Origin of the sequence: Actinoplanes sp. NPDC049265, from assembly GCF_043197135.1 — a bacterium.
Classification (GTDB): Bacteria; Actinomycetota; Actinomycetes; order Mycobacteriales; family Micromonosporaceae; genus Actinoplanes.
Genome location: NZ_JBICSP010000006.1, coordinates 351,925 through 370,018, shown reverse-complemented (window position 1 = coordinate 370,018; position 18,094 = coordinate 351,925). Strand labels below are relative to the sequence as shown.

The following is an 18,094-nucleotide window of genomic DNA, read 5'->3' as shown; positions in this document are numbered from 1 at the left end:
TTGCCTGATCGGAAGCTTGCTAGCGGCGTGCGCGCCAAGATGCGGCGGCCGGCTGGGCTGCATCTAGGCCGGGGATGCCTCAGTCTGGTTCAACGCCGGCGGCGCGCAGGATGCGCCGTACGGATTCGCGGGTGTAGCCGGTAACCAAGACGATCTCGTTCTGCCGCATGCCGCGCTGGTAGACCTCGACGATCACGGCGGCCAGCCGTGCGCGGGCACGGGGTACCTCGGCTCGTTTCTCCGCCAGTAGTTCCTGCGTCTGGGTGACCTCGGCCTGTGCCTGTGCGAAGGCGCGTACCGCTTGTTCGAGATCACTGGCCACGCAACGATCGAATCATTCGTACGAGCGAGGCCATATATGGCTCCCTCCATAAGGCCACTATACCGACGCTAGTTAGGCCACATGCCTTTATTGAATATGGCACTGTGAGTTGGCGGTTTCGCGGACGCCGCGCCGCCTACGCTGACTCCGTTAACGCGTCTGGCCGTGTGGTCGGGTGTGGCTCCGGTTGAGGTCCTCATCCGCGTCCCTGCCGCAGATCGAAATCTGTCCCGAGGTACCGAACACGCCTATGTCGCCGAAGCTCTTTTGCCTGGATGTGCGTAGCGGGGGGCAGCGTGCTATAGATCCGGAATACGCCATTTAGGACTGGGCTGCGCGTGTCCAGCACCGGTCGTCGTTGGCGGGCGGTCTGAGTTTCCCCCGCTTTGACGGAACGGGCGTCGGCCGTGCCCGAAGGTCTATCAAGGGCGAAGAACTGCTATGCCTTCTTCCGTCGTCTCGCGCCGCCACGTTGCCGCAACTGGACCCCAGACTCGGTGAGAACGCGGTGAACGAAGCCGTAGCTGCGGCCGGTCGAGGCCGCCAGCGCCCTGATCGACTCACCTGACGTGTTTCGCTTGACCAGGTCCTTGGCCAACGACTGGCGCTCACTGCCCACGATCCGCCGGCTGGAGGTTGAGACCGGGAGATGGTTTCCCTTTTCGAGCAGGCGCCCCGCGGCGAGCGGCCTTTCGAGGGTCGCCACTGACCCGCCGCCTTGGGGTCGGGGTGACGGCCGCCTCGGCCGGCCGAGGGCGGGGGCCGGGACGGCGTTCGGTGGGGGGCGAAGGCCTCCGCGCGTGCCGCGCGTGCCGCCTGCTCGATGCGCAGCCGGCACCGGGTCAGCTCGGCCGGATCGAGCTGCAGGACGCGAATGTGTTCGGCGGCCAGGTCAGCGACCTCGGCCGCCAGATCGACGAGGTCGTTGTCGGCGACGTCGCCGGAGCCACGGTAGTAGACGGTCACTGGATGACCTCCTCACGGGAATCGGCCGGGCGCGACAGGGGCGACGTCTGTACCCTTCGCTGACCAGCGCCCTCTTCAGCCGGTCTCTGGCCAGCTGGAGGTGTTTGCGGACGTTTGCCTCGGACTTACCCAGCGCCTCAGCGATCTCCGCGGTGGTCAGGCCCTCGTAGAGGCTCTCCATCACCCGACGTTGTTCACTGGCAACTGTTCCAAGAGGCCTCGGACTCGCTGGTCGTCCTCATGGCGGGTCAGTACCTGATCGTCGTAACTCGTGTCGACAAACGCGTTGGCGGCGATCAACTTCTCGATCAGCTTGCGCTCGCCGCGCTGGACATAGGTGGTGTAGTTGAGCACGACCCGCCGCGTGTAGGCCGCTCGGTTCCTCACCTCGTGCCACCGTTGGTTGAGTTCCAGCATCGCGACGGAAACAGCATCCTCCGCGTCACGAAGATCGCCGCCCCAGCTGACACCAGCCGTCAGGAGCTTCACATAGTGATCGGCGAAGAACCGTTCCCACTCGGCTTGATCATCAACGTGAGTTCCCCCCGGTTTGGCGGAGCTTCCCGGCGGTACCAGCGAGCGTCTCGTCCTGAACGGCCCGACGGATCTGGCTGGCGTGGCTAACCCGTTCGAGCGACCGACGATCGTCCGAATCCGAACGAATCGCCCCTGGTGAAAGGCCCCGACTTGGATGATCGGCCAGGGGCTTGAGTCGTTGGGACAACTTCGTGGGCCTTTGGCACGGTTGGATCCGACTGCAATTGATCTGATGCTTTGCTCACTGCGGCACACGGTCGCGACTCGGCTGAGTGACGGCGTCTTCAAGCAGTGCGGGTGTCGCGACCGGCAGGGTAAGCGGTTCTACCGCGCTCGCTATCGGGAGGGACACCTACGGCCGTAGTGTCACTGGTCGAAGGCGTGACCGGGTGGTGTAGTTAGGCGCATGACCGCCGAGCCGGGATCGCGACGCGCGAGTGCCAACAAGAACAGCCGGCTGGTGGCACATGACGCGGTCCGTGACGGCGGACACGATCACTCGTCGCTGTGGCGCCTCGTCCCGCCCGCGACGAGATGGCGGGGGCGCCAACCCCGACGACAGAACCCGGGTCACAACCGTCGACCGGTGCACGAATGCTCTTGCAGGGCCGGCCGACGTGCCGCATCCGCGCCGGGTCGCCCAGCATTCGCCGCGGAGGCGATGCGCACGGTCGGCCGGTCATCAGGTCACCGTCGTGGACCGCGATGCCCTTGCCGAGGGGTCGACGGCGCGCAGTCCAACGCGTGCCGGCGGGCTCGTCGCCGTCTACCACGAACAGGGCCGCAATGGCGCCTGCGCTGATTGCCAGCGGTGCGACCAACGCGAGCGCGACGCCCGTAACGCTTGCTGCCAACAGCCAGTACCCTCGGCCTACGGTGTGAGTCGCAAGCTCCGATTCGGCAGCATTTCAAAACGGAACATCTGAATGGCCTAACGTCCAGTCTCGTTCGGACGCCGATTACCTTGGCCGCGCAGTATCGATGACGACACATGAGCGTGAAACGGGCGCGTCGAAGTCGGATATGTCACCGGTAGGTGCCGGCAGCGTCCAGGTCAGACGCTAGTTCCTCCATCGACCCGAACCCCAGGCTCGCCTCGACCGTCCGGGCCGACGCCTCGATGTCGGCCAGTCCAAGGGTCGCCCAGTCGCGGATGCCCCACTCGTCGTAGAGAGACATCCATGCACCCACCCACTCCCGGCAAAGGTGGTAGGCCCGGTCCTCGACACTCTCCCTGCCAACCTCGCGGGCCCGAACGAACTCCGCGGTGAAGACCACATAGGGAACGTCCGGCCGGTACTTATTCAGCGGTACCATCTGCGCGGCCTCGGTCCCGCGGTCACTTCGCCAACTCCACTTCGATGAGATGACGGCCATGAGCCGCGGGTGAGGCTGTTGGTCGACGACCGCGAGGATGTCACTCTTACGGGAGCCGACGTCTTTGCGTAGGTGCAAGCCGAAGATTTGATTGAGCGGAACTTCGCTGGGGAATTTCCAGCCAGGCAGCCTCCTGGACAAGAAGACCGACAGCGAGTTCTTGAAGCGCGCGCCCCGGGTCTGCCCAACGATGGCCTTGGCAGGAACAACTGAGTCCGGTACTCCTGTGCTCCGGGCGCTGCGCCGCCACAACGCGAGTAGAAGGATCTCGCCGGCCAATCTCCGACGTTGATCGGAGTTGCCCGTCCACTCGTCCGACGTCTGATCGTCCACTTTGGGTAGCGGTAGCGCGGGGTTCCAGCGGACCGGCCCGTCCGCGGTGGCTGGCGTCTCCGCAGACGGCAGCGGCCGTCCTGCGGAATCCGTCGCTGTGAAGCCGACATCGGGGTCGAGCAACCAGTCCGGGTTCCAGCCAGCCTGCTCGTCAGCGACATGGTCACGTAGCGATTGTCCGGCTGCGAGCTGGACGGATAGAAGCGGCGAGTATTTCGACTCGAGCCAGCAGCCGCCGAAGAGCAGGGGCGCCAAGGCATCATCGGACGCGTTGCCGACCCGGTCGACCAGTTCTTCGGACTGCTTCTGGATGTGACTCTTAGCCATGACGATATTGTCCTAGCCGCCACGTGGGAAACGGCGGAGGCACGCTACCAAACGGCCTTCGCTGTCGAGGTGCGGTTCGACGAACAATCCACGGGTTCGCGAGTCGACCGCGCTACAGCGACAGGACCTCTTCGGGGCGGTGGGAGGTGATGGCATCGTGGTAGCTCGGCGACGTCGGTGAGAAGGAACGCAGGTCCGCGTCGAGGGGAGGTCAGCTGGGGCGGACGGCCGGTCGAAGACGAAGTTCGCGAAGCTGCGTCCGGCGCTCTCGACCTATCCGAGCGCCGGAAGGATGCCGAGGCCCGGACCAAGGGTGCCAGCAAAGGCGGCTGCCCCGGTTGCGAACACGCGACTACGCGCAAGATGTTCAGCGGCCGCAAGCCAACTTGTAAGCAGTGCGACGATCACCGCGAATTGGATCAAGTTCGCAACGATCAAACTTCAGTTCGTGAAGCCATCACATGCGGTAGCAGTAGTTATGTGTAACGTGGAAACTACCCGCATCGTACCCATGTCTCTCCTGTCCGGGTAGGCGCATGAGTCATCAACGCCATGCGGGGTGGCCGACGCTTCTTGAACGTCGCAGTTGGCGACGAGTTACCCTCTCAGTCACAAGTGAATGACTGACTGAGGGCAACCTGGACAATTTGGAGCGTCTTCTGTGAACGCAGGTTCTAGACGCTCCGACAGTCGCTCGGACAAGGATGGCCGACGCGCCTTACTTGCCCATGACTGATAGGTTCACGTCCTCGAGACGCAGCTGACCGGAAATCAGCCTCGCAGGATCTCTTCTGGCCTCCGGTGAGTCACCGACTGCGTGTACCCCTGTCCCACCGCGTGGGGCAACGCGTTGAGGTCTCTGCCGTAGTCGCTAGCGGCCATGATTACCTGCTCGGTGAGCACTCTGCCGCCGATGATCACCAACGGATACTGGTGGTCGATGACCTCGGTCTGAGCCCGTTGCGAGAAGGATCCGGTGGTGACGAAGACTCCGATCCAGCCGCGCCGCAGTCGAGCGACCACGCGTGCAACGGTCTCCGCGCTGATCGTGCTTTCTGGGGTGACGCATTTCGTCTGGCCGAGTACACGAGTGGGGGTGTTGGCGTTCGGTACACCTACGTCGAGACGGCCGACGAAGTCAAGCCCACCATCCCCGCCCGCTTGGGCGGTTCACGTCATCTTGGCCGTCGGGGACGCCTAGACTGTTTCGGTGGCGAACGCAGATCCGGCTCAGGTTTTTCGCGCCGCGGTTCAGCGGCTTGCCGAGTTGGCTGACGATGTAGCGGCCGAACGTTCTTACGAGGCGGTCGCCGAGGCTTTATCCGAGGTCCGAGTGTCGGTCGCGCGGATATACGGTGCGCCGAGGTCGCGTCTAGGCGGAGGGGCACGTCAGCGGATCCTGTGGCACCTGCAGAAGTACAGAGGTGAGTGGGTCAGCGGCGAAGAACTCGCGGCTGTGTCGGGCATCGGCGAATGGGCTCGACGTATTCGTGAGCTTCGCGTCGAGGACGGCTTCGACATCGAGGAGGGTGGCGGTCGTTACCGTCTGCTGTCCGAGGAACCGGATCAGAAGCGCCGTGATCGCTACGCGACGGTGACCAGGCTCCGTGGATCGGACGGTCCGGTCATCGAACGCGTTCGTGAGTTGTTCGAGACGCTGGTCGGCGAGGCGGTTACCGCGGATGAACTCGACCGGGTGGCCCACGGACGACGTGGTGCTGAGGCCGCCCGGCGGCTCCGAGACGACGAGCTGCTGCCGATCGAGAGTCGCGCAGATGCTCCAGATCTCCGCCCCGGCGAGCACCGTCTGGTATCTGTTCGGGAGGTCGATCATCTTCACTCCACCCAGCGGCTGTTTCCCGAGGACCTGCGCCGTCAGGTCTTCACACGAGACCACTACACCTGCCGGGGGTGCCGACGCCGCCGGGACGCCCCGAACCCGTCCGAAGGCGTGTTCTATTTGGTGGTGAACCACCTTGATGCGGCTCCGGGCGCAGCCGCCGACCTGTCGGGGCAGGATCTACGTCGACTGGCGCGCTTGGCGACCGTGTGTAACCGCTGCTACGGGAGGTGACCGGTCGTACCCACCCGTTGGTCGACGTCAATCGGTGACATGCGAAGCGGCGGTGAGCTGCGCGGAAGCGATCGCCTCCTCGAAGAAGCCATAGCCCGGAGTGTGAACGTCTCCGATGAGCAGGATTCGGTCCAGGAGGAGATTGCCCCGCTCGCAGGAGGTCTCGGAGACCAGGCAGCAGCCGTGGCAGGCGGCGAGGTTCATGCTGCCCATGCCTTGGCCTCGGCTGCTGCGACACAGAGGGTCTGAGGAGCACCAGGCCGCCGCCTCCAAGGCCGAGACGAGAGTGCGGGCCAGTCGTGGTGCCTCACCTTGGCGGACCAGCCCGCCGAGTGTCCCCTCCGCGTCGCCGGCGGCCGTGTAGATGAGTACTCCGGATTCGGGGGACGCGCCCCCGGTCGCTGCATAGACCCGTTCTCGGAGTGACGCGGCGGAGTATCCACAGCTGAAAGCGAGCTGCCGCATGAGGATGTGGGCGAGGGTGTGAAGCAGGATCAGTCGTGGCGTGGCTTCTGTGAAGCGCGAACCGATCGGCGAGTCGCGTCGACGCCGTTCCAGGCCTCGGGCGCGCTCGATCACAGGGTCCCGGCGTTCCCAGTCCGCGAGCTTGGCTTCGTCGAGTGTGAGCAGTACCCCTTCGCCGAATGACTCGACTGCCGGCAGCCATCGCGCACGGCCGCGCGGCCCGAGGTCGGCGTCGACTAGGTCGGCGTCGAGGTCGTAGCGGCGGAAGCCGTGCAGAACCCGTATCTCCCGCAGGCGGTGAGCGAGCACCACAGGCCCGACCGTCGCGTCGAGCGCGGTGAAGGCGTCAGGGGCGTCAGGCCCGAGGAAGGGTGTGGCGGAGACCCGGAAAGTGGGGGTACCGAGTACCTCGCCGGGGTTCTCGATGGCTTGGCGGAAAGCCTGCCATTCGTCGGTCAGCAGTCCCTCGCGGGCCGCTTTCATCTCCTGGTCGGGATCTGCGGCCGACGAGGACACGACTCGCTGCACGAGCTCGGTGCTGACGCCGACGTCGTTGGCGATCATTTGAATCAGCGTGGGGGCGAACGGCCCCGTGGGCGCCGATTGGACGTCCTCGAAGTTCTTGTGCTGACGGATCTCGGCTTCGTCGTCGCGGACCGGAACCTCGGGTTCGGGGATGTCCAGAGCAGTGGTGGTTTCACTGAGGGTGACGTTCGTAGCTCCGCGCTGGACAACCTCGAGTCGTTCGTTGCACGAGCCGACGCTGGTTCGCTGCCAGGGTTGGGCTCCATTACAGCGGACGTTGATCCGGGAGAGGGACCCTCGTGCGGTGAGGTCGCTGAGGTCGCGTTCGGCTCTGCAGGTGACACATCTGACGACCAGGCTGCCCAGACCTTCGGAGGATGTGCCGGTCCGGGTGAGGAAGAGCAGGTCCTCGACCCTGCAGCGTCTCTGGTCCTCATTGCTGGGCTCGGAGTGCGCCCAGCGAACCCACGGGACGTCCATGGCATGACCGCGTTCGGTGCCGACGACGATGAAACGCATCGGGACCATCGGTCCGGTGCACTGTCGGCAGACCGGCGGTTCGCCGGTCTCGTCGTGGTGTCGCAGACGCTGCATCCGGCGGCAGTCTTGGCAGAACAACCAGCTCGGGAATCGTTCGTAGGGCAGTCCGGGTGTGTTCTTGGAAGGGTATGAGGGGACGCTGGGTGGAGTGCGTAGTTCGGCGACGCCGAGGCGTTCCTGCAGGCGGCGCGACGTGATGAGGTGGGTCCGTTCGATCGGCCATCGGCTGATGTCTGCGGCCATGAGGGACTCGCCGAGGATGTCGAGGACGGCGCCGACGCCGAACGGGGAGACGGTCTGGCTGAGGCGTGTTGTTCTCATTGATTCTCCCCGTTGGCGATGACGCGGACGGTTCGGTCGACCGACCGCATAGAGTGCATGGTCGGCCACGCGTCGCGTCGTTCGCCGTAGTCGCAGAGTAGGACTGGTTGGTCGTTGTCAGAGCTGTCGTAGCGCAGTTCGAGCCCGAGTTCCCTGGCGTGTTGGGCCTTGCGGTCCCATTCGTTGACGAGCCGTTGAACCTCGGTGGTGGTCTCGGCGACGGTGTGAGGGTCACTGCGGGCGGCGGCGTCGAGCAGGATGCGTACGGCCTTCTGAACGGGCGGGTCGTCGGGCCGGAAGTCACCGGCCTCGTTGTTGGTGCGCAGTCCCGCGCCGTGGCGCACCAGGGTGACGAGTGCGGCGTGCAGGGAACGGCTGCGTGACGCCGCGGACCAGGGGGTGACACTGGTGGGTTCGACGTGCCGGTACAGCGACTCGTGGAAGGCCCGGAACGACTCGTAGTGCGAGCGGTCACGAGGCTTGCCGGCACGCAGCAGGGTCACGACGAGTCCGGGGACGTGTGATCTGCCCACCCGGCTGGTGGCCTGGATGTATTCGGCGGTGGTCTTGGGTTGTCCGTTCATCAACATGAGGCCGAGTCGGCTGATGTCGATGCCGACGGACAGCATGTTGGTCGTCGCGACGAGGTCGACGGCGTCGGCCTCCCCGGCGCGTCGTTCGAGGCGGGCGAAGCGTTTGATGAGTGCGCTGGGCGAGACGTTGCTGGTGAGCTCGATGATGCCCTCGCCGCGGATGCGGCGGGCGCGGCCTCCGCGGCGCGACGCCCGGTTGGTCAGCAGCGACTCGATGTCGTCACGCACGATCGTGACGGTGCGGCCGAGCTCGCGTAGCGAGTTGTGGTACGCGACGACGGTCCAGTAGGCGTCCAAGTCTGCGGGGACGTCGGACAGCAGCATCGGAATCTCGAGCAAGGCCAGGCATGACAGGCCGGTGGCCCTGGATTGGGTGAAAGCCTGGGGCATCAGGCCGACGTACATGCGGCCGGGTGACTGGAGGTCGGTCTCTGCGAAGTGGCTGTGGTCTGCGTCCAGTCCGCTGGGCGGGAACAGGGCGACGGGGGCGCCGTAGAGGCTTTGGACCTGCTCGGGCGCCGATCGGATGGTGGCGGTCGAGGCGACGATCTTCGGTCGTGCGCCGTCCCAGCTCATGAGTCCGAGCACCGCGGACTCGTAGAGTGCGACGGTGGTGCCGAGCGGACCGGACAGCAGGTGCAGTTCGTCCTGGATGACCAGGCTCGGCGGTTCATACGGCGAGTCGTCCCGACCGAGCACCACGGCGGCGTCCTTGTGTCGGGGCAGCCCGGCGAACTTGTCGACGGTCGCGACGAGCAGCGTCGGCGGGTCGGCGTAGATCTGCTCGTCGACGACCTTGACCGGAAGCTCGCTGTGGAACGAGCATTCATCGTGCGGGCAGAACAGCTCGAAGGTTCTACTGGTGGTACGTACGCCGTAGGCGCCGTCGTCGGTGCTGCGTCGGCGAGGGATGAGCGGCGTTCCGCACCACGGACAGTCGATGATCTGGAAGGGATTCTCGGGCTCGGATGCTCGGCGGAGCGCGCGGGCCCGTTCGTGGGCGACCTTGTAGGTGTTCGGAGTGGTGTCGCCTCCGAGCCACAGGCCAATGGTGAACGAGGGACTGTCATGCAGTCGCGGGTCCTGCTCTCGCAGCTGTTCGAGAGCGCAGATCAGGGTGGCGGCGCGTTGAAACTGCTGCGAGGTGAGCATGCGCAGGGTGTAGCGGGTCAGGACCGCCGTTCCACCGCCGCGCCGGCCGCGCACGAGCCGCCGGTGGATCATCTCGAACGCGGCGAGGGCGAGATAGGCCTCGGTCTTGCCGCCGCCGGTGGGGAACCAGATGAGATCTACCACGTCACGGTCGGTGTGCCTGTGATCGGCCGTCGAGGCGATCGTGAGCAGTTGGAAGGCCAGCTGGAACGGGTACCAAGACGGCGGGGCGAGACCGGGCGACCGTTTGGGGAGCCCCTGCCCCCGCCTACCGGGCGATGCCTTCGCGTGACGAGACTGCAGGATCTGCTCGCACATCGCAGCGTTCGCCAAGTGGAACGCCGTCCGGACGTCGTCGTCATCGGTGAGGACACGAACGCCTTCGCGCATCCGGTCCCGGGCCGTTTCCATGCGCACGAGGAGTCGATCGGCCGCGCCGGCATGGTGTGCCGGCAGCTTGGACGCCTCGTCGTGCCGTCGGGAGATCCATTCGGCGTAGTCGTCGACGAACGCGTTGAGAGCGGCCGACAGATCGGGGGCGGGCAGTGTCTCGTCGGACAGGAAGTCGAGGCTGAGCACAGGGGCGTCACGGGAACCGGGCGACACCCCTGGGACGACGCTGTAGGGCAGCATGTCGGTGGCGACGCGGGTCACGACGCCGTCGTCGCCGTCCCATAACACCGAGCAGCCGTGGCCGACCCCGTACACACGGCGGTGGCGGTAGAGCAGTTGCAGCTCTTGGTCTTCGGGGTCGTCGCTGAGCAGTGATACCGACGGGTAGGGCCGAACCTGGCCACCGTCGACGGAGCAGGTCAACTCGACTTGGAACAGGCAGTCCTCGGTGGGTGGCGGGGAGCCCGCCTCGTCGTGCTGGGCGCCGTTCTCGACGGCGACGGTGACCAGCCAGGCGTCGCCGAGGCATCGCCAGACGGCTTTGAGGAGCGCGGCGCCGTCGAACACCGTCACGGCAGCGGTGTCCGGGTCGAGCGTGACCGTGGGTTCGGATAGCTGGGTGCGCTGCCAGTCACTGCCACCCGGGACTCGTCGGTAGCGACCAGCCGAGATGGTGCAGTGCAGATGGCTGCCGTCGTGCAGGAAGGAGACCGCGGCGGACGCCGGGTTCCACGCGTTGGCGAGTTCGATCGGAGCGTCGAGCCCTTCCTCGTGCTCGTCGTCGCCGAGGACGTCGCCGTCGAGGCGGGGTGCGGCCGGCCCTCGCGGGTAGAGGGTGCCGACCAGGTAGACCCGGTCCGGGCGGTTCGCGATGACCTCGTTCGCGCCGTCTTGCGGGCCGAGGTATTGGCGTCGCAGATGGTCGACGGTGTCGTCGCGGCGCTGGACGACGGTGCGGGGTTGGGTCATGTCCGGTTCCCTACAGGAGTCTCGGTGAGTTGCCGCCAGGCTTTCGGGCGGACCGCGAGCCAGAGAGAGATCCGCGGCCGGGTCATGGCGACGTACAACTTCGACCGGTCGGTGGGTGCGGCGACGTCGTCGACGTCGACGATCAGCACGTATGGGGCTTCGAGGCCTTTGAAGTCACGGACCGTCACCAGTCTGGTGAGCCCGCGGCCCGTCGGCTTCGCTCCCTCCCTGGCCGTGGTGAGTCGGCCTTGGGTGAACGCCTTGCTGTGGACGGCCGAACTCTGCTCGACGGTGTCGCGGAGGGTCACGACCACGACATCGCCCGGGTCGACGTCCTCGTGGCGGAGCCTTTTGAGGCGGGCGTCGAGCAGGGTGGCGGTGTCCTGGTCGGTGTCTGGTCGGTCGTACTCGACTGCGGGTCCCTGTCCGGCCTTGGCCACTCCCAGGTCGGCCTTGGTCATCAACTGGGTCTGTTTGACGATCGCCGCCGTGTTACGGCAGTTGTACGGAAGCTGGTAGCGGCTCGCGCCGGCGGCGACCTCCGCGTAGACCTGTGGGTCGAACTCGCCGTGGACGTCGGTCTGATTGTTGGGGTCGCTGAACATGCGCCAGCGGCCGTCCCGGAGTCCGCCCACGACCAGCTGGTCCAGGGTGAACCAGTCGTCGACGTTGAGCAGATCCTGCGCCTCGTCGACGACAAGCACGTCCGCCGGTGCCGACGTTCTCGCCTCGGACCACGGTAGGCAGGTCACGGCCGTCTCGCCTAGGGACCGACGCATGACGTCGACGACACCGGGTGAACGGCAGGTCAGCAGGACTGAGGCGCCTGATTGGGCCGCGCGTCGAGCCGTCTCCACAGCAAGCAACGTCTTGCCGGATCCGGCGCCGCCCGTGCAGAAGATCCGATCGTTGACCTCGCTGCCACGCAGCATGTCGTACTGCTCGCGCGCCAATTCGACGTAGTCGGTCTCGAAGGAGGCCGCCAACAGCGACAGCCGAGGCACGCGGTCGAAGTCGGGACGGAGGAGCGCGACGACATCGCGGTAGTCGGAATCGCGGACCCGGTGGTGGGCTTTCCGCCGCCAGTGCGTTGCCGTGCTCGTCAAAGCCCTCTCGATTCCGGCGACGGTCATCGCCGCCGGGCCGATGTACTCCGCCGGGTCCCATTCGAGGTCACGGTCGAGCAACTGGTCCGGTGTCACCACTATGGCCCCGAACGACGTCGTCAGGCCGGGGATCCGCTGCTCGAGGTCGTGCTGTAGCGCGAACATCGCACTGCGCGCCTGCTCGAAGGGTCCTTCGCGCTTCTCGTGGACGATTCCGTAACGGTCGGTGAACGTCCATACGCCGTCGATCCGCGACAGTCGGCCGCCCTTGATCTCGAGGACGAGAATCAGGTCCTTGAGGACGATCAGGAAGTCGATCTCGGCCATGCGCTTGTACTCGTGTTGCGGTAGGTGAACCGAGTAGAAGCAGGTGGCGGGCTCACCCAGGTCGGCTTGGGAGAGGAGTTTGGCCACCTTGGTCTCGGCGGCCGACTGGACGCGGCCGAAGCGTTCCGGTCCGGGGATCATCTTCACCGGGCGCCTCCCTGGTAGCGCCACAGGTGATCGAACTCCTTGTAGGCGAGCTGGTCGCCGAAGGTCTCGAACGTGTCGGCCACGTTGACGATGAGGCACTCCGGTTTGCCGCCGTTCTTGGGCCCGCGCAGACCGCGCCCGACCATCTGGATGTAGAGGTTCGGGCTGAACGTCGGCCGGGCGATGTATAGCGCCCGGACACCGGGGGCGTCGAAACCCTGAGTCAGCACGTTGCAGTTCGTCAGGACTCGGATGTCGCCATTCCGGAACGCCTCGACGGTTCGTCGTCGTTCCGGGGCAGGGGTTGCACCGCTGACCGCGGCGGAGGTGATCTTGTTGACGCGCAGAAGCGCCGCCAAGGTCTGCGCGGCCAGAACCGACGAGGTGAAGACCAGGATCGGCCAGTCGCCGGGCTGTTCGGCGATGTCTTCCGCCAGTCGCAGCGTGCGTTCGCGGTCGCGGCCCACACGAGCCAGCATGTCGTTGGAGACGTCCTTGAACTTGCTGAAGTGGGCCTTGTCGGCTTCCTCCGTCGCGAACAGCGACCCCTTGATGATCCGATGTTCCGTGCGGGCCAACACTCCGCGCCGTTGGAGTTCACCGTAAGGGTCGTCGCCGAGCACGTTGAACTGGTTGTTGAAGAACCGTCCGGCCAGGCGATGATTGGCCTCGTCGCCCGTGCCGGCGAAAGGGGTCGCCGTGAGTCCCAGCAACGGTCGGGCGGTCTCGCGTTGGTCGATGCCGAGCCAGCGGAGTGTCGCTGTGATGCCCTGAGCGATCGCTCCGTGGGCTTCGTCGATGACCACGATCGCGGCGTCACGCAGCCATTCATAACCGTCGCTCTTGCGGACGACGTCGAGTTTGGCATCGGTCGCCACGACCACGTTGGCGTCCAGATCGCTGGCGGCGACCTCATTGCGGCTCCAGAGCCGACTCAGGCGTAGCGGCCGTTCACCGAACTGCCTCCAGACCGTCATCCAAGTCTGAACCGCCTGCTCGCAGAGTTCCTCGCTCTGGGCGATCCAGAGAACCGGGCGGTCGACCTCGCGGGCGTTGATGGATCGGACCAGGGCCTCTACGGTCACTCGGGTCTTACCCGCGCCGGTGGGCAGGAACAGCAAGGCCCGGGCGGGGTCCGGGTCGGGGCGCAGCATGCCGCGGATCTGACCGGCCAACTCCTCTTGATAATCGTGCAGCGGTTTGAGGTCGGGTGGGCCCAGGACCGTGATATCCGCGTCGAGCCTGCGATTACGTTCGCCGGCGAATTCGGCAGGGAACCCGAACTTGCGCACGGCCTCCATCGCCAACGGTGAACCGGCCCAGGTGTCGGGTACCTCGTACCCTGCCGCCCGCAGGTCGTGTCGCAGGACGTGCAGGACTGTGTCGCCGAAGAAGTGCATCAGCAACTGCGCGATCTGCAGATCGCCCCCGTCCGGCGACACTTCGCGCACGGTCTCCAAGAGTCCTTCCGGCAGATGGACTCTGAGAGTGGCGGCGGGAAGGAGGGCGAGCAGGCGTCGTGCCGGATCCCGCGTGGTCCGTGCCAGCGCCATGGCTTCCTGGATGCGAGCGCTCTCCGCCTCGCCGAGGATCCGATCGATCGCCCGCACGTCGAGGTCGAGACCGAACCGGTCTGAGATTCGGCTGAGCAATTCCTCGTCGTCGAGGGTCTCCTCGAAGTAGATCGTGTGGCCGGTGACGGCGAACTCTTCGGGACTGCTGTCGGTGCCCGTCGGCAGCGTGACCACCCGGTGCAGGGCGTTGCAGCCTACGAGTTCGAGTCCATCGAGGGCACCGTCGGCGTAGTCGCGCAGCCTGCGGAACCGGTCGAGGAGAACGACCGGCTCGCCTGGTGTGTCGGGACTGATCTCCACACGCAACATCGACGAGGCTGGCCGGCAGCCCCAAGCGTTGATCAGCGCCTGAGCATCCTGTTCGTCGCCGACCATGATGAAGGCCAGCCCCTGATCGGACAGGGTGTGGACCTCGTCGTCCTGGACAGCGATGAGCAGCTCATCGGGCGCGACGGTCGTGTAGGCGTGGCCGGTTACCGCCGGCAGTCGCTCCGGTATCTCGGTCTGCGGCAGGCGGCTGAGAGCCTTCACGACGAGTGAGCCGATGCGGCGCGGGTCTCCGCCGGCCGGCACCCGGGTGAGGAACTCACGCCAGATGTTGACCGGGATGTCGGTCTCTTTGTCGACCGTGGTGAGTCTGAAGGCCGACGGCCACGTCGCCACGGGCATCAGTGGAGACAAGTCGTGAAGGTCGGGGTGCAGGGACCGTGCCGGTTCCCGCGGCCCCCAGGCCGTGTCCAGCAGGCCATAGCGTTGGGCGGCCCACAAGTGTGGCGCCGTGACCGACTTCGCGGGGAAACGATTGGGATCGGGTGGTTGCAGCACCCAGGTGTCAGGCCCGTCGACCTCCAGGAGGAACTTCGTCCATCGAGCCCTTGATTCGTCGTCTCGCGAGTCGGCGAAGGAACGCAGGACGTGTAGCGGTGTCGGCCCGGTTTTCTCCCGAAAATCGATCGAGGCCGGGTCTGGTCTGCCTCTCGGTGGCAGTGGTTCGAGGTAGGCCGCACGGACCAGCCGGCGATACTCGGACAGAGTCATGTCCTGTTTCGCCGTCTCGGTGACCACCGGGCGGTCCGCGACGCCGATGGAACGCAGCAGGCCTAGATGCAATTGGTGGAAGTCGACGTCAACGGCGAGCGACGGCTTCGCCGGTTCCACACGGCCGGGCACGACTACCGTTCCCACGTGCTGCCAGGAGCCGTCGCGACACCGGACCTTCAGCGCCGCGTCCTTCAGCACGTGTTGCAGCAGAATCTCTTCGGCGTCGTGGCTGCTGACCTCGAGTACGAGGTTCCAGAACTCCTGCCATTGCGGACCGGTCCACCGGGAGGCGGCCGTGGTCGCCAGACGCCGCAACTCGCTGGCCGGATCCACGTCGTGGAAGTCGATCGCCCGGAGGCTGTCCTCCACGCCCGGCAGATCGAGAAGGGTAGGCCGTACCAGTCGGATTCCGGCCGATGCGCTCAGCGGGTTCCCGCGCAGGAAGACGCGGTCGGTGTGCTCGATGCGGTGCAACGCGCCGGAGGTGTCCGGCACGACGGCGGCCTGCCTCAGGGCCCGACGCGTCGACTCCTCGCCGACCGACATGTACACCTGCAAGGCGACGTCACACTGGTCGTCGCGGCCACCTGCCACGATGCGCTCCAGCCACGCCGAGCCCATGAGTTCGTTCGGCGCGGCCCGATTGCCATCGCCGCGGACGAGCCGACGCAACCGGGCTTTACGGGTCTGCGTCCGGTAGCACGATTGATGCGGGCTTCGCACAGGTCTGCCGGGCGCCGAGTTCCAGAGTTCGATCGACTCGACGTCGATGGCGAGGTCCGCAGTCAGGTACTCGAGATCTGACGGGATCCGGAGCACCCCGTCCACGTCGGGCACTGACCTCGTCCTTCTCGCCAGCTCGGGGACGAGCTCGATCAACCGTCGGTCTGCGAAGTTGTCGGCCTCCCGTTCACGGGCGGGCAGGTAGTCGAAGCTCCGGGCCGGATCGTCGACCGTGCTGAGGCGGGGAAGCGCGCTGACGATCAAATCGGCGGTGACCTTCAACAGTCCCTGGTTGAACGCTCCGTCGAGAAGGTTGGTGCGATCGTCGCTGACATGCCACGGAGCGTTGTGAATCCCACGCGCCGACGTCGAGTCCTGCAAGGGGAAGTAGGCCCAGAACCGACCTAGCGTCTGAACGTCGTCCAACGGGGCCGCATAGGTCACCGTCACCTCGGGTCGACGGATTGTCTGGCCGACCGCGGCAAGCTCCACTTCGGTGGGTCGATACGTCTGATGCAGAACCAACCAGTCAGTCGAATCGACGATGGGCTTCCGCGTGCCCTCGATGTCGCCCCGGTCGACGGTCGCATCCCGGTCGTCGGTATTCGAGCTGCTGACCAGGAGCCGATAGCGGTCCTCGCCGAGAGGCTCACAACGGAAGAGATTCCCGCACCCCTCGTCCCAGCTCAATTCAAGCTCAGACACGTACGACGCGAACAGCGGAAACTCTTTAGGGAACGACTTCATCTGCGACAGGAGTTCCCCGCTGTCACGTGCCAACGGAAGACAGATGACGGTGTCGGACCACTCGGCGAGTTCTCCGAGAACAGGGTTCTGGGCGATCTCGGCCAGGTCGTCGGCGACGGTCGGTAACCGCAGGACCGGGTACACGGCGGAGTCGGGCGCAAGATCGGAAAGAGCCTCCCGCGACGCCTGCGCACTGAACTTGAAACTCACGGCCTTGTTGAGCACCAGCGGGGCGTCCGACAGCGCCAGGACGGACTTGAATCCGAGGCCGAAGCGCCCCATCTCGTCCCCATCCTTGTCGCTGATGTAAGCGTGGGTGATCGCCTCCAGTCCCTTCGTGTCGAACGGAGCGCCTTGGTTGGCGCAGTACAGGACTCCCTCGCGGACCATGACCTTGACGCGGCCACGCCTACCGCTACGGCGCAATGCGTCGGCGGCGTTCTGAACGAGCTCGAGAACCGGCCGCTTCGCGTAACCACCCGTGCGGAAGTTGTCTTCGTGACCGGCTTGCTCCAAGATCAATAAGGGACTCGACCGATACGCGCCCAGAGCCTCGCTGAACAACTCCTGCACGCGACGCCCCAGCGCCTCATCCGGTTGTCCCCATCCCCTTGAGTCCGCCACGGACACCATTATGGCGGCGCCGGGGCTGCGGGGGTGACACCTTCTTCGGTCTTTCCCGGATGAGCGTTCGAACGGTTGAATTCACCCACGATGGGCAGCCGCGACATCCCGACGAACGGATCAGAAGCGAGCGACTTTCGTCGACACCATGGACCGAACGGTTGTCGAGTGTCGACAGTCGAAGACCGCCTGGTGGAAACTGAGTCGATCAACACGCGCTCGACTTCGCGTCCGTTGTGGATCCTGACGCACCGTCCCGCGTGCTCGGGTTCTCGGTTGGGCTTCAGCGAAGTTCCGATGAACCGCATCCGAGGGAGTACCTCGCCGTTACCAGGACGTCTCTCGGTTCGCGCCGTGATCGCATCCTCTACAGCTGCGTGGAGAACTACTCGAAACCCTGCTCTATGGCGGGACCGCCTGATGGATCACGAGTGGCGGAGCTACCAGGATGCGCAGACAGAACAGCCTGACATCAGTCAGAAGAAGAGCCTGCCGTAACCGTCGCCGATGATGGTTTCGGCGGACGCCGCCATGAAGGCTCCCAACGGGCATTGAGCGACCTCGACCAGCAAGTACCGGACACCTTTCAAGGTCTCCGTCAGGTCGGCGGCGAGCACGTCGGGGGCATTCGCGAGTTGCTCGACGGACACCAGCCGACGCTCGAGTTCTCTCATGTCCGCGGCGTCGAGACCCATGAGGTCGATCGATTCGTGCACGGCTTGGCACAGCTGGAGGACCTCACGTCTGAGTTCATCGCTCGCCGGTTGCCCGTTCACCAGGCCATCATGGCAGGACGCCGGACGGACACCGCGGAATGGACCCAGCCGGGACACGCCCGGTGAGGCCTGGACCGATCCAGACCATCGACTTGACCGGCGGGGCCAGTCCCGGATGACTGATGACATGCAACG

General features: G+C 65.7%; 11 protein-coding genes and 2 pseudogenes. 2 read left to right on the top strand and 11 right to left on the bottom strand.

What is annotated here, in order from left to right:
• Positions 1–79 precede the first annotated feature (79 nt).
• Both ACGFIO_RS18390 and ACGFIO_RS18385 read right to left on the bottom strand, forming a co-directional pair.
• Positions 80–322, bottom strand: coding sequence for a hypothetical protein (locus ACGFIO_RS18390; RefSeq protein ID WP_392827431.1), 243 nt, complete (start codon positions 320–322; stop codon positions 80–82).
• Positions 323–761: 439 nt separating this feature from the next.
• Positions 762–992 (bottom strand): helix-turn-helix domain-containing protein, encoded by a 231-nt coding sequence (locus tag ACGFIO_RS18385; RefSeq protein ID WP_392827475.1) that lies wholly within the window; start codon positions 990–992, stop codon positions 762–764.
• A 107-nt stretch (positions 993–1,099) separates the two neighbouring features.
• Here ACGFIO_RS18385 and ACGFIO_RS18380 point away from each other — a divergent pair, with 107 nt between their 5' ends.
• A complete protein-coding gene (locus ACGFIO_RS18380) occupies positions 1,100–1,351 on the top strand; it encodes a hypothetical protein (protein ID WP_392827478.1) in 252 nt (83 codons plus the stop codon).
• A 61-nt stretch (positions 1,352–1,412) separates the two neighbouring features.
• Here the strand turns inward: ACGFIO_RS18380 and ACGFIO_RS18375 are convergent.
• From ACGFIO_RS18375 to ACGFIO_RS18360, 4 genes and pseudogenes are all read right to left on the bottom strand, one after another.
• A pseudogene (locus tag ACGFIO_RS18375) lies at positions 1,413–1,469 on the bottom strand (hypothetical protein); the annotation flags it as partial.
• The gene (locus tag ACGFIO_RS18370) at positions 1,469–1,777 is read right to left on the bottom strand and encodes a hypothetical protein (protein ID WP_392827430.1); all 309 of its coding nucleotides are present in this window, start codon (positions 1,775–1,777) and stop codon (positions 1,469–1,471) included. The pseudogene ACGFIO_RS18375 and the gene ACGFIO_RS18370, both read right to left, overlap by 1 nt.
• Positions 1,778–2,851: 1,074 nt before the next feature.
• Entirely contained in the window at positions 2,852–3,862 is a 1,011-nt protein-coding gene (locus ACGFIO_RS18365) for a hypothetical protein (protein ID WP_392827429.1), read from the bottom strand.
• A 771-nt stretch (positions 3,863–4,633) separates the two neighbouring features.
• A pseudogene (locus ACGFIO_RS18360) lies at positions 4,634–5,014 on the bottom strand (restriction endonuclease); the annotation flags it as partial.
• A gap of 58 nt (positions 5,015–5,072) precedes the next feature.
• On the opposite strand from ACGFIO_RS18360, the gene ACGFIO_RS18355 reads away from it, so the two are divergent.
• Complete coding sequence (locus ACGFIO_RS18355; protein WP_392827428.1) at positions 5,073–5,936, top strand: hypothetical protein; 864 nt, start codon at positions 5,073–5,075, stop codon at positions 5,934–5,936.
• 27 nt (positions 5,937–5,963) lie between these two features.
• Here ACGFIO_RS18355 and drmB read toward each other — a convergent pair whose 3' ends face one another.
• The 5 genes from drmB to ACGFIO_RS18330 form a co-directional block, all read right to left on the bottom strand.
• Positions 5,964–7,787: a DrmB family protein gene (drmB, locus tag ACGFIO_RS18350; protein ID WP_392827427.1), complete on the bottom strand. Its 1,824-nt coding sequence runs from the start codon at positions 7,785–7,787 to the stop codon at positions 5,964–5,966.
• A complete protein-coding gene (locus ACGFIO_RS18345) occupies positions 7,784–10,894 on the bottom strand; it encodes a helicase-related protein (protein ID WP_392827426.1) in 3,111 nt (1,036 codons plus the stop codon). The genes drmB and ACGFIO_RS18345 overlap by 4 nt, the downstream gene beginning before the upstream one ends.
• Positions 10,891–12,468 (bottom strand): ATP-binding domain-containing protein, encoded by a 1,578-nt coding sequence (locus ACGFIO_RS18340; protein WP_392827474.1) that lies wholly within the window; start codon positions 12,466–12,468, stop codon positions 10,891–10,893. Before ACGFIO_RS18340 ends, ACGFIO_RS18345 begins: the two co-directional genes overlap by 4 nt.
• A gap of 2 nt (positions 12,469–12,470) precedes the next feature.
• The gene (locus tag ACGFIO_RS18335; protein WP_392827425.1) at positions 12,471–17,183 is read right to left on the bottom strand and encodes a sacsin N-terminal ATP-binding-like domain-containing protein; all 4,713 of its coding nucleotides are present in this window, start codon (positions 17,181–17,183) and stop codon (positions 12,471–12,473) included.
• Positions 17,184–17,659: 476 nt separating this feature from the next.
• Positions 17,660–17,959 carry a hypothetical protein gene (locus ACGFIO_RS18330; protein WP_392827424.1) on the bottom strand — a complete coding sequence of 100 codons (300 nt, stop codon included), beginning with the start codon at positions 17,957–17,959 and terminating at the stop codon, positions 17,660–17,662.
• Positions 17,960–18,094: the final 135 nt, after the last annotated feature.

What these genes read in the sequence shown, in the direction of transcription:
- ACGFIO_RS18365 (WP_392827429.1), bottom strand. Translation starts at nt 3,862, where the DNA reads ATGGCTAAGAGTCACATCCAGAAGCAGTCCGAAGAACTGGTCGACCGG.
- ACGFIO_RS18345 (WP_392827426.1), bottom strand. Translation starts at nt 10,894, where the DNA reads ATGACCCAACCCCGCACCGTCGTCCAGCGCCGCGACGACACCGTCGAC.
- drmB (WP_392827427.1), bottom strand. Translation starts at nt 7,787, where the DNA reads ATGAGAACAACACGCCTCAGCCAGACCGTCTCCCCGTTCGGCGTCGGC.
- ACGFIO_RS18340 (WP_392827474.1), bottom strand. Translation starts at nt 12,468, where the DNA reads ATGATCCCCGGACCGGAACGCTTCGGCCGCGTCCAGTCGGCCGCCGAG.